At 69.4% G+C, this 13,959-nt stretch carries 14 protein-coding genes; 3 read left to right on the top strand and 11 right to left on the bottom strand.

Annotated elements, in window-relative coordinates; all coding sequences use genetic code 11:
* Nucleotides 1-13 precede the first annotated feature (13 nt).
* Nucleotides 14-496 (bottom strand): GNAT family N-acetyltransferase, encoded by a 483-nt coding sequence (locus CDO81_RS21190; protein ID WP_088485226.1) that lies wholly within the window; start codon nucleotides 494-496, stop codon nucleotides 14-16.
* Nucleotides 497-594: 98 nt separating this feature from the next.
* On the opposite strand from CDO81_RS21190, the gene CDO81_RS21185 reads away from it, so the two are divergent.
* Nucleotides 595-1,533 (top strand): DMT family transporter, encoded by a 939-nt coding sequence (locus CDO81_RS21185; RefSeq protein WP_088485225.1) that lies wholly within the window; start codon nucleotides 595-597, stop codon nucleotides 1,531-1,533.
* On the opposite strand, the gene CDO81_RS21180 is transcribed toward CDO81_RS21185, so the two are convergent.
* The 10 genes from CDO81_RS21180 to def form a co-directional block, all read right to left on the bottom strand.
* Nucleotides 1,511-2,911, bottom strand: coding sequence for a M20/M25/M40 family metallo-hydrolase (locus CDO81_RS21180; RefSeq protein WP_088485224.1), 1,401 nt, complete (start codon nucleotides 2,909-2,911; stop codon nucleotides 1,511-1,513). The two genes, CDO81_RS21185 and CDO81_RS21180, sit on opposite strands and share 23 nt — an antisense overlap.
* An 89-nt stretch (nucleotides 2,912-3,000) precedes the next feature.
* A complete protein-coding gene (locus tag CDO81_RS21175) occupies nucleotides 3,001-5,319 on the bottom strand; it encodes an NADP-dependent malic enzyme (RefSeq protein ID WP_088485223.1) in 2,319 nt (772 codons plus the stop codon).
* Between the two features lie 163 nt (nucleotides 5,320-5,482).
* Nucleotides 5,483-6,676, bottom strand: coding sequence for a phosphoglycerate kinase (locus CDO81_RS21170; protein ID WP_088485222.1), 1,194 nt, complete (start codon nucleotides 6,674-6,676; stop codon nucleotides 5,483-5,485).
* Between the two features lie 68 nt (nucleotides 6,677-6,744).
* Nucleotides 6,745-7,074 (bottom strand): AzlD domain-containing protein, encoded by a 330-nt coding sequence (locus tag CDO81_RS21165; RefSeq protein ID WP_088485221.1) that lies wholly within the window; start codon nucleotides 7,072-7,074, stop codon nucleotides 6,745-6,747.
* A complete protein-coding gene (locus CDO81_RS21160) occupies nucleotides 7,071-7,805 on the bottom strand; it encodes an AzlC family ABC transporter permease (protein WP_088485220.1) in 735 nt (244 codons plus the stop codon). The genes CDO81_RS21165 and CDO81_RS21160 overlap by 4 nt, the downstream gene beginning before the upstream one ends.
* A gap of 27 nt (nucleotides 7,806-7,832) precedes the next feature.
* Nucleotides 7,833-8,585: a head GIN domain-containing protein gene (locus CDO81_RS21155; RefSeq protein WP_158218374.1), complete on the bottom strand. Its 753-nt coding sequence runs from the start codon at nucleotides 8,583-8,585 to the stop codon at nucleotides 7,833-7,835.
* A 115-nt stretch (nucleotides 8,586-8,700) separates the two neighbouring features.
* Entirely contained in the window at nucleotides 8,701-9,108 is a 408-nt protein-coding gene (locus CDO81_RS21150; RefSeq protein WP_193466525.1) for a hypothetical protein, read from the bottom strand.
* Between the two features lie 36 nt (nucleotides 9,109-9,144).
* On the bottom strand, nucleotides 9,145-9,990 hold the full coding sequence (gene htpX / locus CDO81_RS21145) for a zinc metalloprotease HtpX (protein ID WP_088485218.1): 846 nt from the start codon (nucleotides 9,988-9,990) through the stop codon (nucleotides 9,145-9,147).
* A gap of 58 nt (nucleotides 9,991-10,048) precedes the next feature.
* Nucleotides 10,049-10,981, bottom strand: coding sequence for a methionyl-tRNA formyltransferase (gene fmt / locus CDO81_RS21140; protein WP_088485217.1), 933 nt, complete (start codon nucleotides 10,979-10,981; stop codon nucleotides 10,049-10,051).
* 17 nt (nucleotides 10,982-10,998) lie between these two features.
* The gene (gene def, locus CDO81_RS21135; RefSeq protein WP_088485216.1) at nucleotides 10,999-11,535 is read right to left on the bottom strand and encodes a peptide deformylase; all 537 of its coding nucleotides are present in this window, start codon (nucleotides 11,533-11,535) and stop codon (nucleotides 10,999-11,001) included.
* A 127-nt stretch (nucleotides 11,536-11,662) separates the two neighbouring features.
* Here def and CDO81_RS21130 point away from each other — a divergent pair, with 127 nt between their 5' ends.
* Nucleotides 11,663-12,826, top strand: a complete 1,164-nt coding sequence (locus CDO81_RS21130) for a LysM peptidoglycan-binding domain-containing protein (RefSeq protein ID WP_088485215.1) — start codon at nucleotides 11,663-11,665, stop codon at nucleotides 12,824-12,826.
* Complete coding sequence (gene dprA / locus CDO81_RS21125) at nucleotides 12,823-13,926, top strand: DNA-processing protein DprA (RefSeq protein ID WP_241517087.1); 1,104 nt, start codon at nucleotides 12,823-12,825, stop codon at nucleotides 13,924-13,926. Before CDO81_RS21130 ends, dprA begins: the two co-directional genes overlap by 4 nt.
* The last annotated feature ends 33 nt before the right edge of the window (nucleotides 13,927-13,959 follow it).

Below are 13,959 nucleotides of genomic sequence, written 5' to 3'. Positions count from 1 at the left end.
GTTTCTCCGCGTTTCAGCCCAGCGACTTCTCCATGAAGAGGCTCAAGGGGTCGGGCGCGTAGGCGCCGAACGGGCCGCGCTCCGCATACCCCAGGCGCCGGTACAGGCCAATGGCCTCGGGCTGGTGGATGCCGGTTTCCAGCCGCGCAAGCCCCGTGCCGCGGGCGCGCAGGGCGTCTTCGAGGCGCGCCATCAGCTGCTTGGCCGCGCCACGCCCACGCGCGCTGTCCAGCACGAACAGGCGCTTGATTTCACCGTAGGCGGGCCCATCCGGCGGGGCATGGAACTTCACGCCGCCACAGCCCACGAGGGTGTCGCCCACCCAGAAGCCCCAGAACTCGCCCTGCGGCGCGCGCAGGCCTTCCGGCGGCTCGAAATGATTGCTCTCGCTCGGGTAGAGCGTGCCCATATAGGCCTCGGACAGGGCCATCAAGGCGCGTGCGTCGGCGTGGCCAGGGTCCAGGGGCGCGAGTCGGCTGGGCAGCTCTAGATTCATCGGGTTTCAGGCGGAGGGTGGGATGCGAATCGACGATGCCTTCCGGCAGGTCGCCGGCAGGGCAGGACAATTCTGACCTCAACCCTCCCCCGCCCTGCATGCCGGACCGCGCCCCCGCTTCTCATCTGCCCCTGCTCGCGGCCCTGGCCGTCGTCATCGTCTGGGGTGTCAACTTCCCGCTGCAGAAGGCACTGTTCGGCCAGGTCGGCCCGATCGGCTTTCTCGGCCTGCGCTACCTGCTCGTGCCCTTCTGCGCCGTGGCCCTGCTGTGCTGGCGCTTCGGCACGCACTGGCCGCGGCTGGACCGGCAGGAGATCTGGCCGCTCGTGCGGCTGACCCTGGTCGGCCAGGGCCTGCACCTGCTGCTGTCGGCGCTGGGCATGCAGGGCTCGACGGCCTTCAGCGCCAGCGTGCTGCTGGCCTGCGGGCCGGTGTTCACGCTGCTGATCCTGCGCCTGAGCGGCATCGAGCGGCTGTCGCGCGGCCAGGTCGCCGGTGTGGCCACGGCGGCAGCCGGCGCGCTGCTGTTCACGTCGGACAAGCTGCTCTCTGCCGACTGGCAGGCCTCGCTGGGCGACCTGACGCTGCTGCTCGCCGCCGCCCTATTCAGCTATTACACGGTGGCCAGCAAGCCGCTGATCCAGCACCACGGCGGCGTGACGGTGCTGGGCTACGGCAGCTTGGTCTGCACGCTGCCGATGCTGCTGTGGAGCGCCCCGTCGCTGGCTGCACTGGACTGGGCCGCCCTGCCCGGCTGGGTCTGGACCGGCACGCTGTGGCAGACGGCCGGCGGCGGTTTCCTGGGCTGGCTGGCCTGGGGCTGGGCCAACGAGCGGCGCGGCGTGGCACGCACCGCACCGCTCATCTACCTGATGCCGCTGATCGCAGGCCTGGCCGCCTGGGCCTGGGGCGGCGAGCAGTTCAGCGCCCACAAGCTGCTGGGTGCGGGGGTGATCCTGGGCGGTGTGGCCCTGGCCCAGTTCAGCCCGTCACGGCCGCAGCCGCAGCCTGCCGTCACGGCTGCGCCAGGCGCCTGACCAGCCGGTACTGGAACTCGGCGCCCTCGAACAGGGAGCGCACCCGCAGCCGCTCATTGAGCCCGTGGGCATTGGACCCGCCCGGCGGATGGAAGAGCCCTGTGACGCCATAGGTCCAGATCCCGCTCTGATTCAGGAATCGTCCGTCAGACGCACCCGGCGTCAACCCGAGGATCACCGGCACGCCCGGCCAGACTTCTTCGTTGACGGCCTTGATGGCCTCGAGCAGCGACTCTTTCATGGGCGGCATCGGTGCCTCGACGGCCCCACCCATGCGCGTGACCTTGATCTGCGCGTCGGCTAAAACGCGCTCCAGCGTGGCCTGCACGTCCTCCACGCGCTGGCCAGGCAGGATGCGGCAGTTCACGAAGGCCTTGGCGCGCTGCGGCAGGGCGTTGACGGCATGCCCCGCGTCTAGTTGAGTGGCAACACAGGTGGTGCGCGCGCTGGCGTTGTAAGTCGCGCTGACCTGCCAGAGCCGGTTCTGGGCGTCGGGGTCCGGCGGGTCGCGCAGGATGGCGCGGATGTCTTGCGCCACGGCGGGCTTCTCGGTCTGCGCCAGGTACTCAAAATAGGCCCGCGTGACCGGCGAGAGCTTGAGCGGGAAGCTGAAGCGTGCCAGGCGCGACAGGCCATCGGCGAGGCGATAGATGGCGTTGTCGGGGACGGGCACCGAACTGTGACCGCCCTTGTTGGTCACCTCGAGCTGGAAACTCTGGAACACCTTCTCGCCGGCCTGGATGCGGTGGAACAGCGGCTGGCCCTCGGCCGTCAGCGCGCCGCCGCCGCCTTCGTTGAGGGCCAGCTCCGCGTCGATCAAGCCCCGGTGGTGCCTGAGCAGGTACTCCACCCCGTTGTACGGGCCTGGGACGGTCTCCTCACCACAGGTGAGGGCGAGCACGAGGTCGCGCGCGGGCTTCAGGCCCTCCTTGCGGAAGCGGATCATGTTGGCCACATAGATGGCCGCCATGGACTTGTCGTCAGAGCTGCCGCGGGCGTAGAAGTAGCCGTCTTCCTCGACCAGCTTGAAGGGATCGCGGGTCCAGTCCTCGCGCCGGGCCTCGACCACGTCCACATGCGCCAACTGCAGCAAAGGCCGCTGCGCGCCGCTGCCCCGCAGCCGGGCCACGAGGTTGCCATGCTTGTCGGCACCCGGGGGCACGACGATGCGGATCTCGTCGTCCTGGAACCCACCGGCCTTGAGCCGCGCCGCCATGGCCTTGACGGCCACGGTGCAGTCGCCCGACGAAGGCGTGGTGTTGATCTCCACCAGCTCCTGGTAAATGGCCCGGAGCAGCGCATCGTCGGCCTGGGCTCGGGCGGGCAGCCCAGGGGCGGTCAGCAGCGCGGCCAGCACCGCGGCGGCAAGTGTTCTCATGGTTCCTCCCTGCTGCCCGCGGCGGTGACATCGCGCGCGAGCGCGAGTCGCATGCTTGCGCAGGCAAGCCCGCGCTGCCAGCCGGGAAACTACCGGCGCGCCTCGCGCACATCAGCCACCGCCAGAGCCGTCATGTTGACGATGCGGCGCACCGTCGCCGACGGCGTCAGGATGTGCACGGGCTTGGCTGCGCCCAGCAGGATGGGGCCGACCGTCACGCCATGACTGGCGCTGATCTTCAGTACGTTGAACAGGATGTTGGCGGCGTCCAGCGTGGGCAGCACCAGCAGGTTGGCCGCACCGGTGAGCTTGCTGTCAGGCAGGAAGGCGTGGCGCACGCTTTCGGACAGCGCCGCGTCGCCATGCATCTCGCCATCGCATTCCACCTCGGGGTGGGCCGCAGCGAACAGCTCATGAGCGCGGCGCATCTTGATTGCCGAGGGGCGCGTGCTGGAGCCGAACATCGAATGGCTGACGAAGGCGAGCTTGGGCGGCAGGCCGAAGCGGTGCACCTCTTCGGCGGCCATGGCGGCGATGTCGGCCAGCTCCTCGGCACTGGGGTCGTCGTTGACGAAGGTGTCGGCGATGAAGAGCGTCATCTGCTCCAGCATCAGCGCATTCATCGCGGCAAACTGCCGCGCACCGGGCGCCAGGCCCACCAGCTCGCGCACCTGCTCCAGGTGGCGATCGAAGCGGCCGACCATGCCGCAGATCATCGCGTCGGCATCGCCCAGCTCGATGGCCAAGGCGCCGATGGCCGTGTTGGAGCGCCGCACCGCCGACTTGGCCATCTCGGGCGTCACGCCGTTGCGCTTCATGCGCGCGTGGTAGGCCTCCCAGTACTGGCGGAAGCGCGGGTCGTCTTCGGGGTCGATGACGGCCACGTCTTCGCCCAGCTTCAGGCGCAGGCCCGCGCGCTGGATGCGTGACTGCAGCACGGCCGGGCGGCCGATCAGCGTCGGGCGGCACAGGCCTTCGTCCAGCGCCACCTGCACCGCGCGCAGCACCCGCTCGTCCTCGCCCTCGGCGTAGATGACGCGGGCCTTCTCGGCGCGGGCGGCCGTGAACACCGGGCGCATGAACATGCCCGTCTGGTAGACGAAGCGCTCCAGCGACTGCCGATAGGCCTCCAGGTCGACCACGGGCCGCGTGGCCACGCCATCGGCTGCCGCCGCGGCGGCCACGGCGGGTGCGATGCGCAGGATGAGCCGTGCATCGAAAGGTTTGGGGATGAGGTACTCCGGCCCGAAGGCCAGTTCCTGGCCGGCGTAGGCCGCCGCCACCTCGTCACTCGTCTCGGCCTTGGCGAGTGCGGCGATCTCGCGCACGCAGGCCAGCTTCATGCCCTCGGTGATCTTGGTGGCGCCGCAGTCCAGCGCACCCCGGAAGATGTAGGGGAAGCACAGGACGTTGTTGACCTGGTTGGGGTAGTCGCTGCGGCCGGTCGCGATGATGCAGTCAGGCCGCGCAGCCTTGGCGAGCTCGGGGCGGATCTCGGGCTCGGGGTTGGCCAGGGCCAGGATGATGGGCTGGGCGGCCATCGCCTTGACCATGTCGGCAGTCAGCACGCCGGCCGCCGAGCAGCCGAGGAACACATCGGCACCGCTGACCACGTCGGCCAGCGTGCGCGCTGGCGTGACCTGGCAGTAGCGCTGCTTGGATTCATCCAGCTTGCCGGCCTTGGCGTCTTCGCGCTCGCTGTGGATCACGCCGCGCGAGTCGCACACGAAGATGTGCTCGCGCTTCACGCCCAGGCCGACCATCACGTCCAGGCAGGCGATGGCGGCCGCACCTGCGCCCGACACGGCCACCTTCACCTGGCCGATGTCCTTGCCCACCAGCTCCAGGCCGTTGAGCAGCGCGGCCGAGGAGATGATGGCGGTGCCGTGCTGGTCATCGTGGAAGACCGGGATGTTCATCCGCTTGGACAGCTCGCGCTCGATGTAGAAGCACTCCGGCGCCTTGATGTCTTCGAGGTTGATGCCGCCCAGCGTCGGCTCCATGGCCGCGATGATGTCGATGAGCTTATCGGGGTCGCGCTCGGCCAGCTCGATGTCGAACACGTCGATGCCGGCAAACTTCTTGAAGAGGCAGCCCTTGCCCTCCATCACCGGCTTGGCGGCCAGCGGGCCGATGTCGCCCAGCCCCAGCACTGCGGTGCCATTGGTGATGACGCCCACGAGATTGCCGCGCGAGGTGAACTCGGCCGCCAGTGACGGGTCACGCTCGATGTCCAGGCAGGGATAGGCCACGCCCGGCGAGTAGGCCAGCGACAGGTCGCGCTGGTTGGACAAGGCCTTGGTCGGCGTGACGGAAATCTTGCCGCGCGTCGGGGCACGGTGATAGTCGAGCGCGGCGTCGCGCAGCGCGGCTTCCGCGGGCGACAAGGGAGCGTTGTTCTTTTCCATGGCAGCAGTCTCCACAGCGAGGCATGAGGTCGGCCCCGGAGGTTACTGCGCGGTTACGCCGCTGGCGATGCCGCTTGCACAGGCGGTCATGCCGATTCGGCAGGCCGCGTTCGTCAGGCGGCCAGCCAGGCTTGCCCCGGCACGAGGCCGAGGCAGCCGTCGGTCAGCCCTGGGCGCGCTTGGCCAGGATCTCGAAGGCCGGCAGGGTCTTGCCTTCCAGCACTTCCAGGAAGGCGCCGCCGCCGGTGGAGATGTAGCCCACGTCCTTCTCGATGCCGTACTTGGCGATCGCGGCCAGGGTGTCACCACCGCCGGCGATGCTGAAGGCGACGCTTTCGGCAATGGCGCGGGCGATGGCCTCGGTGCCGTGCGCGAAGGCCGGGAACTCGAACACGCCGACCGGGCCGTTCCAGACGATGGTGCCGGCGGACTTGAGCTTCTCGGCCAGCTTGGCGGCGGTCTTGGGGCCGATGTCCAGGATCAGGTCGTCGTCATCCACGTCGGCCGCGGCCTTGACCGAGGCCGTGGCGCCTGCGGCAAAGGTCTTGGCGGTGACGACGTCTTCCGGGATGGGCACTTCGGCGCCGCGGGCCTTCATGGCCTCGATGACGGCCTTGGCCTGGTCGATCAGGTCCGGCTCGGCCAGCGACTTGCCGATCTTCAGGCCCGAGGCCAGCATGAAGGTGTTGGCGATGCCGCCGCCGACGATCAGGCCGTCGACCTTGCCGGCCAGGCTCTGCAGGATGGTCAGCTTGGTCGACACCTTGGAGCCGGCCACGATGGCCACCAGCGGGCGGCGCGGGTTGGCCAGGGCCTTGGTGATGGCGTCGATCTCGGCAGCCAGCAGCGGGCCGGCGCAGGCCACCTTGGCGTACTTGGCGATGCCGTAGGTCGTGGCCTCGGCGCGGTGGGCGGTGCCGAAGGCGTCGTGCACGAAGATGTCGCACAGCGCGGCAAGCTTCTTCGACAACTCGTCGTTGCACTTCTTCTCGCCCTTGTTGAGGCGGCAGTTCTCCAGCAGCACCACCTGGCCGGGCGCGACCGACACGGCATCGACCCAGTCGCGCTGCAGCGGCACCGGGCGGCCGAGCAGCTCCGACAGACGCTGGGCGACCGGCGCCAGCGAATCCTCGGGCTTGAACTCACCCTCGGTCGGGCGGCCCAGGTGCGACGTGACCATGACGGCGGCGCCTGCGTCCAGGGCCATCTTGATGGCCGGCAGGGAGGCGCGGATGCGGGTGTCCTCGGTGATCTTGCCGTCGTCATCCTGCGGCACGTTCAGGTCGGCGCGGATGAAGACGCGTTGGCCGGACACCTTGCCGGCGGCGATCAGGTCGGAGAAGCGGATGACGTTCATGGTCGCGGGTCAGTTGAGGAAACTGCCGCGATTCTCGCCCCGTTACGCCACGTACCCCGGTGCGGCGCCTACCAGCCCAGGCCGAGCTTCAAGGGCAGCATCACGGCCATGCCCACCAGGATGGTGCCGAGGATGCCGCGGCGCCAGAAGTAGTAGCCCGTTGCCGCGAGCGCCGCCGGCCAGCGGGCGTCCTGCCAGGTGGTGATGGCGTGGCCCTGGGTCATGAAGATCTCCGGCGCGACGACCGCCATCAGCGCAGCCAGCGGCGCGACCTTGAGCAACTCGCGCAGCCAGTCGGGCATGGGCAGGGGCTGGTCGCCGATCATGAAGAAGCCGCGGGTCACGACCGTGATCAGGCCCAGGCCAACGAGGGCGATCCAGATCATCGCGTCGCTCATGCCCGGGCCTTTCGCTGCTGTTGTGCCTTTCGCGCATCCAGCCACCAGCCCACCGCGCCGGCAGCCACGATGGCGCACAGGATGTTGAGCTTCAGCGGCAGCGAGTAGGTGGCCACCGACACCGCGCCGGCCGTGACGGCCACCCACCAGAGCGTACGCTCGGTCAGCAGCGAGTAGGAGATGCCCAGCAGAGCCAGCACGCCCGCGAAGCCGATGCCCCAGTGCGGCGGAATGCGCTCGGCCAGCAGGATGCCGGTGAACGAGCAGACCTGCCACATCGGCCAGTTGACCGCCACACCGCCCCAGAAGTAGCGCTGCTGGCCGGCCGAGGGGGCGGCATCCGGGTAGCGCTTCACGAAGTAGGCGAAGTTCAGGTCAGCCGCGAAGTAGGTCGTCATGAGCCGCTGCAGCCGCGGCAGGTGGCCGAAATAGTGGCGCCACTGCGCGCTGAAGATGACGAAGCGCAGGTTCACGCAGAAGGCCGTGGCCAGCAGCACCCACAGCGGCGCACCGGCGGCGATCAGGGGCACGGCCGACAGCTGCGCGCTGCCCGCGAAGACCAGCAGCGACATCCCCATGGCCTGCGGGATGCTGAGGCCGCCCTTGACCATCGTCACCCCAGCCACCAGCCCCCAGGCGGCCAGCCCGAGCGAGGGCGAAGCCATGTCGCGCGCACCCTGGCGGAAATCGGCATCGGCCGCCAGCGCGCGCAGTTTCTCAATCCACTGCATCCCGCCATTGTCGGCGGGATGGGGGTCTTACTGGCCAAGCCGGCGGACTTTGCCGCTGCCAGCGATGGAGGAGGAGATCTCGGGCGAGCCGGCGTACTTCACATCGCCCGAGCCGGCGATGGAGACGTTGAGCTTCTTGCTGGCATTGACCTGGGCGTCACCGCTGCCGGCGATGCTGACCTTGACCTCGTCGGCCAGCAGCTCCGCGGCCTTCACGTCACCGCTGCCGGCGATCGAGACGCTGGCGTAGCCACAGCGGCCCACGGCCACGATGTCACCGCTGCCGCTGACCTTCATGGCCAGCTTCTCGGCTTCCAGGTTGGCGAAGCGGATGTCGCCCGAGCCAGCGATCGCCGCCTCCACGCCGCCGGTCTTCATGGCCTCGACCTTGATGTTGCCCGAACCCGCCACGGCGACCGCGCGAAGGCTGGGCAGCTCGATGACGAAGCTCGGCGTGGTCGACGCGCTGAGGTTGTAGCCCTTCTTGGGCTCGATCTGCAGGGTGCGGCCCTTGCCGCCATCGACCACGCGGGTCTCGATCAGCGGCAGCAGGTTGCGGTCGGCCTTGACCTCGACCTTCGTCGCACTGCCCTGGCGCACGATGACGTTGAAGCTGCCGGAGACCGAGACGCCGTCGAAGCTGCCCGTGTCGCGGGCTTCGGTGGCGATGTCGCCATTGCCCGAGACGCGCTCGTTGCTCCAGCTCCAGGCCTGCGCGGTGCCGCTGGCCACGGTGGCAGCGACGAGACCGAGGGCGAAGAGGCGGCGGGTGGTGTTCATGGCGGGCTCCATCTGGGTTGCGATGGTTGCCATGGTGTCTTGCCGGGCGGCCGGCGTCGAACCTGGCGCGACGATGCGCGAAATCGGGGGGCTGAAATGCGGCTGGCCGCGCCGGTCAGTGGGCCTTGGCCGCGGCGCCGGACTTGTCGGCGACCTTCTCGGCCACTTTCTCTGCGGCCTTGTCGCCCGCCTTCTCGGAGGTCTTGGCCGGTGCGGCGGCCTCTTCTTCGTCGGTCTTGGGCTTGGCACCCGGCCGCGGCACGACCGGGGCGATGCCTTCGAGCTTGTTCTCGCGCATGTACTCGTCCATCTCGCGCCAGCCGGCGTAGACGGCGGCCTTCTGGGCCTTGGGGTTCAGCACGTAGCAGTCTTCGATGGCGCGCATGGCATGCCGGCAGGCACTGCCGATGGCCTTGCCGTCGGCCTCCTTGGCGGCGGCGACCTTGGCCGGGTCGTCAATGCCCAGCTGCTCGCAGGCCGACAGGGCTGCGAGCAGGGGCAGGGCAAGAAGAAGGCGCTTCATCGACTGAAGTATCGGCCGCACCGGCGCGAACTTGAATCAGCGCCGCACCATGGCCATCAGGCGCGCGATGCGCTCCTCGGTGGCCGGGTGGGTCGAGAACAGGCCGCGCAGCCCGCCGCCGGACAGCGGGTTCATGATCATCATCTGCGCCGTCTCGGGGTGAGCCTCGGCCGGCGCCATCGGGATGCCCTGGGCGTAGCGGTGGATCTTGTCGAGCGCCGAAGCCAGGGCCGCCGGGTCGCCGGAGATCTCGGCACCGCCACGGTCGGCCTCGAACTCGCGCGCACGGCTGATCGCCATCTGGATCAGGCTGGCTGCCAGCGGCGCCAGCAGCGCGACGGCGATGCCGGCGATCGGGTTGGTCGGGCGACCATGCTCGTCGCGCCCACCGAAGAAGGCGGCGAAGTTGGCCAGCATCGAGATGGCACCGGCCATGGTCGCGCTGACGGTGCTGATCAGGATGTCGCGGTGGGCGACGTGGGCCAGCTCGTGCGCCATGACGCCGCGCAGCTCGCGCTCGGACAGCACACGCAGGATGCCGGTGGTGGCCGCCACCGCCGCATGCTCCGGATTGCGCCCGGTGGCGAAGGCATTGGGCGCGTCTTCATCGATCAGGTAGACCTTGGGCATGGGCAGGCCGGCGCGCTGGGCCAACTCGGCGACCATGCCGTAGAACTGCGGCGCCGAGCTCGCGTCGACCTCGCGGGCGTTGTACATCTTCAGCACCATGTCCGCGGAGAACCAATAGCTGAAGAAGTTCATGCCGACGGCGACCAGCAGCGCGATCAGCATGCCGGTCTGGCCGCCGATCAACGCGCCCACGCCCATGAACAGCGCCGTGATGGCGGCCATCAGGATGGCGGTCTTCATCAGGTTGAACATCGCAGCAGGCCTCGGGTGGTGTTGACGGCGTGGCAGATGGTGCCACGGCGCGTGGTTTTCAAGCGTCGAAGCGCTCGCCCACCGCGATCGGCCGGGCTTGCAGGAAGGCGGCCGCCGGCCCGCGCTTGCCGCCAGCACGCTGCAGCTCGGTCAGGCGCAGGGCGCCCTCGCCGCAGGCGACCACCGGGCCGGGTGCGATCACCTCGCCCGGCGCGCCTTGCCCGGCGACACATTCGGCGCGCCAGACCTTGACGGCCTCACCCGCGAGCGTGGCCACACCGCCGGGGAAGGGGTCGAAGGCGCGCAGCCGCCGCTCGATCTCAGCGGCAGGCTGGCGCCAGTCGATGCTGCTTTCGGCCTTCTCTATCTTGTGGGCGTAGGTGACGCCCTCGGCAGGCTGCGGCGTGCGGGCCAGGGCCGGCGCCTGCAGGGTCTCGACGATGAGCTGCCCGCCCAGCGCCGCCAGGCGGTCGTGCAGCACGGCGGTGGTGTCGTCGGGCCGGATCGTTTCGCGGCCCACGAGCAGCATGTCGCCGGTGTCCAGGCCGGCATCCATCTGCATGATCGTGATGCCGGTCTCGGTGTCGCCCGCCTCGATGGCGCGATGGATGGGCGCCGCCCCCCGCCAGCGCGGCAGCAGGGAGGCATGGATGTTCAGGCAGCCGCGTGGCGGGGTGTCGAGCACCCATTGCGGCAGGATGAGGCCATAGGCGGCCACCACCATGACGTCGGCCTGCGCCGCCTGCAGGGCCTCGCGGGCCGCCGCGGCATCGGCGGCGTACTTGCCGTCGAGCTTGAGGCCTTGCGGCTGGGCGACCGGGATGCCGGCGGCCAGCGCCCGCTGCTTGACGGCCGAGGCCTGCAGCTTCATGCCGCGCCCGGCGGGGCGGTCGGGCTGGGTGAGCACCAGCGGCACCTTGAAACCGGCCGCCAGGATGGCATCCAGGGCGACCGCAGCGAATTCCGGCGTGCCGGCGAAGACGACTCTCATGCGCGGGCCATGCCAGGTCAGAAGCGCTGCTGGCGCTTCTTGGCCTCGGCCTCTTCCTCGCGTGTCTTCTTGACCATCTTGGTCTTGATGCGATCGCGCTTGAGCGGGCTCAGGTACTCGACGAACACCTTGCCCATCAGGTGGTCCATCTCGTGCTGCACGCACACGGCCAGCAGGCCGTCGGCGTCGAACTCGTAGACCTCGCCATCGCGATTGGTGGCGCGCACCGTGACCTCGGCGTGGCGCGGCACCTTGTCATAGATCTGGGGGACGGACAGACACCCTTCCTCACCCTCGACCATGCGCTCGCTGACCTTGACCAGCTCGGGGTTGATCAGCACCCGGGGGGTGTCTCGCTCCTGCGAGGTGTCGATGACGATGACGCGCTCATGCACGTCCACCTGCGTGGCGGCAAGCCCGACGCCATCGGCGGCGTACATGGTCTCGAGCATGTCGTCGACGAGTCGGCGGATGCGCTCGTCAACCGCCGCCACGGGCTTGGCGACGGTGTGAAGGCGCGGGTCGGGGAAGCGAAGGATGTGCAGTTGTGCCATGGAATGTGGGGCTCGGGCCACGCCAGGCGCTTTGTAAGCACTCGCAAGCGCGGTCCAGCCCGGTTGAATGCGGGCAGAATCACCCGGATTTTCGCCGATCCGGCAATCCCTTCGGAGACCGCTCCCGATGCCCGCTGCCCGTCCTGCCCACTTTTCCGTCCTTGCGGCCTGCCTGGCCCTCGCTACGGCTTCGGCCTGGGCCCAGACCAGCCAGTTGCCCATCACGCCCGAACAGCGCCGTGTGGCCGATCAGGTCGCCGCCGCCGGTGTGCCGCTGTCCGAGCTGGCGCCCAACGCCCCCGACCAACACATCGTGAAGGCGGGCGACACCCTGTGGGACATCTCCCAGATCTTCCTGAAGAGCCCCTGGCGCTGGCCCGAACTCTGGGGCATGAACCGCGACCAGATCCGCAACCCGCACCTGATCTACCCGGGCCAGGTGCTGCTGCTGGTCAAGAGCGGCGACCGCGCCCGGCTGGAGCTCGCGCAGGGCGTGGGCAGCGGCGGGGCGGGTGGTGCCGTCAAGCTGAGCCCGCGCATGCGCATCGCCTCGCTGGACGCCAGCCCCATCGCCAGCATTCCGCTCAACCTCATCCAGCCCTTCCTGACCGAAGCGGTCGTCTTCGACACCGACCAACTCGCCACCGCACCGCGCATCGTCGCGACGGAAGAAGGGCATGTGGTGCTGGGTCAGGGCGGCAAGGCCTATGCCCGGGGCGACTTTGGCAACAACGTCGATTTCCGGATCTTCCGCACCGCCCGCGAGCTGCGCGACCCGACCACCAAGGAAATCCTGGGCTACGAAGCACCCTACGTCGGCACCGCCGAGCTCACGCGCGCGGCCGACACCCGGCCGGGCCCGGACGGCAAGCCCGAAACCATCCCCGCCACGATCAAGGTCAACCTCGCCCGGCTGGAAGTCGGCGTGGGTGATCGCCTGGCTCCCGCCCCGGCACGCGACCTGGATCGCTACATGCCCCACGCGCCGGATCAGCCGGTCGCGGGTCAAATCGCGGCGGTCTATGGTGAGGCGCTGAACGCCGGCCAGAACCAGATCGTCGTGTTGAACCGCGGCAAGCGCGACAAGCTCGAGCGTGGCCATGTGCTGGCCCTGTGGCGTGACGGCGAGCGCACGGTCGACAAGACCGGCGAGCGCGTCGAGCCCATCAAGCTGCCGGACGAACGCCACGGCGTGCTGTTCGTGTTCGAGGTCTATGAGCGCGTGTCCTACGCCCTCATCATCTCCGTCAAGGACCCCGTCACCGTCGGCGACCGCTTCACGCAGCCTTGAAGTTCGACACGGCCGAACTGGCCGCCTGGCTGCGGCTGACCGAATGCGTCGGCCCCGGCGCCGCCCGGCGGCTGCTCGCCATGGCTGGCAGCGCCCCAGCCGTGTTCGAACTGCCTGCCGCAGCGCTCGACCAAGCGCTGCCGCCCAAGCAGCGCCAGGCCTTCAGCCAGCCGCCGGAGCATCTGCCCGAGCTGATCGCGCGTACCGAGGTCTGGCTTGCCGAGCCCGGGCACGACCTGATGATGCTGGGCGATGCCGATTACCCTGCCCGGCTGCTGGCCACGGCTGATCCGCCACTGCTGTTGTGGCTGCAGGGCAAGCGCGAGCTGCTCGCCAGCCCGTCGCTGGCCATCGTCGGCAGCCGCAGCCCGACGCCGCAGGGCGAGGACAACGCCCGCGCGTTCGCCCAAGCGCTTGCGCGGGCCGGTTACACCATCGTCTCTGGCCTGGCCCTCGGCGTGGACGCCGCCGCGCATGAAGGCGCCCTGGACGCCGGCGGCGCCACGGTCGCCGTCGTGGGCACGGGGCTGGATATCGTCTACCCCAAGCGCAATGAGAAGCTGGCGGCTCGCGTGCTGGCGGGCGGTGGCTTGCTGGTGAGTGAATACTCGCTGGGGACACCCGTGATGCAGGCCAATTTCCCGCGGCGCAACCGCATCATCGCGGGCCTGAGCCAGGGCTGCCTCGTGGTGGAAGCGGCCCTGCAGTCAGGGTCGCTGATCACGGCCAGGCTGGCGGTGGAGGCCGGGCGGGAGGTGTTTGCCATCCCTGGCTCCATCCATTCACCGCAGGCGCGCGGCTGCCATGCGCTGATTCGCCAGGGCGCCAAATTGGTCGAGTCGGCGCAAGACGTGCTGGAGGAACTGCCGCCCCTGGGCGCCGCGCGGTCACCTGAAACGCCGGACACCCTGGAAGAAACACCTCACGAGCAGCAGGCGCTGCTGGACGCCATGGGGTTCGATCCGGTCAGCCTGGACGCCCTGATGGCCCGCTGCGGCTGGCCGGCGGCCGAGCTGCAGGCGGCCCTGCTGGAGCTGGAACTGGACGGCCAGGTCGCCCGGTTGGCGGGCCAGCTGTTTCAGCGGCGCGTGGCGGGATAGCGAGCTTAACCCCGGATATCAGAGCCCGATCCG

Source organism: Roseateles puraquae, assembly GCF_002205845.1.
GTDB classification, from domain to species: Bacteria; Pseudomonadota; Gammaproteobacteria; order Burkholderiales; family Burkholderiaceae_C; genus Pelomonas; species Pelomonas puraquae.
This window is presented reverse-complemented; position numbering and strand designations above follow the sequence as displayed.

Bases quoted from the DNA above. Each gene is read 5' to 3' on its own strand.
- CDO81_RS21190 (WP_088485226.1), bottom strand. From the start codon at position 496: ATGAATCTAGAGCTGCCCAGCCGACTCGCGCCCCTGGACCCTGGCCAC.
- CDO81_RS21185 (WP_088485225.1), top strand. From the start codon at position 595: ATGCCGGACCGCGCCCCCGCTTCTCATCTGCCCCTGCTCGCGGCCCTG.
- CDO81_RS21180 (WP_088485224.1), bottom strand. From the start codon at position 2,911: ATGAGAACACTTGCCGCCGCGGTGCTGGCCGCGCTGCTGACCGCCCCT.
- CDO81_RS21175 (WP_088485223.1), bottom strand. From the start codon at position 5,319: ATGGAAAAGAACAACGCTCCCTTGTCGCCCGCGGAAGCCGCGCTGCGC.
- CDO81_RS21170 (WP_088485222.1), bottom strand. From the start codon at position 6,676: ATGAACGTCATCCGCTTCTCCGACCTGATCGCCGCCGGCAAGGTGTCC.
- CDO81_RS21165 (WP_088485221.1), bottom strand. From the start codon at position 7,074: ATGAGCGACGCGATGATCTGGATCGCCCTCGTTGGCCTGGGCCTGATC.
- CDO81_RS21160 (WP_088485220.1), bottom strand. From the start codon at position 7,805: ATGCAGTGGATTGAGAAACTGCGCGCGCTGGCGGCCGATGCCGATTTC.
- CDO81_RS21155 (WP_158218374.1), bottom strand. From the start codon at position 8,585: ATGAACACCACCCGCCGCCTCTTCGCCCTCGGTCTCGTCGCTGCCACC.
- CDO81_RS21150 (WP_193466525.1), bottom strand. From the start codon at position 9,108: ATGAAGCGCCTTCTTCTTGCCCTGCCCCTGCTCGCAGCCCTGTCGGCC.
- htpX (WP_088485218.1), bottom strand. From the start codon at position 9,990: ATGTTCAACCTGATGAAGACCGCCATCCTGATGGCCGCCATCACGGCG.
- fmt (WP_088485217.1), bottom strand. From the start codon at position 10,981: ATGAGAGTCGTCTTCGCCGGCACGCCGGAATTCGCTGCGGTCGCCCTG.
- def (WP_088485216.1), bottom strand. From the start codon at position 11,535: ATGGCACAACTGCACATCCTTCGCTTCCCCGACCCGCGCCTTCACACC.
- CDO81_RS21130 (WP_088485215.1), top strand. From the start codon at position 11,663: ATGCCCGCTGCCCGTCCTGCCCACTTTTCCGTCCTTGCGGCCTGCCTG.